Origin of the sequence: Stutzerimonas marianensis (assembly GCF_022810315.1) — a bacterium.
Lineage (GTDB): Bacteria > Pseudomonadota > Gammaproteobacteria > Pseudomonadales > Pseudomonadaceae > Stutzerimonas > Stutzerimonas marianensis.
This window is the reverse complement of sequence record NZ_JALGRD010000056.1, coordinates 317-518: the sequence shown is the minus strand read 5'-3', so window position 1 is coordinate 518 and position 202 is coordinate 317. Positions and strand designations below refer to the sequence as shown.

Annotated in this window: 1 rRNA gene; it reads right to left on the bottom strand. The window is 47.5% G+C overall.

Annotated features, from left to right (window positions below):
• Window positions 1-133, bottom strand: a 23S ribosomal RNA gene (locus tag MST27_RS22245); the annotation flags it as partial.
• Window positions 134-202: the final 69 nt, after the last annotated feature.

Below are 202 nucleotides of genomic sequence, written 5' to 3'. Positions count from 1 at the left end.
GGCTAATTCATTCGGCAGGTGAGTTGTAACACACTCCTTAGCGGATGACGACTTTTATGTCCACCGTCCTGCTGTCTAGATGAATCAACACCTTTTGTGGTATCTCATGAGCGTACACTTGGGCACCTTAACTCGACGTTAGGTTCATCCCTCATCGCCTGTTCTGCTTACCAAAAAAGGCCCACTAGAAGCACGTATTCTG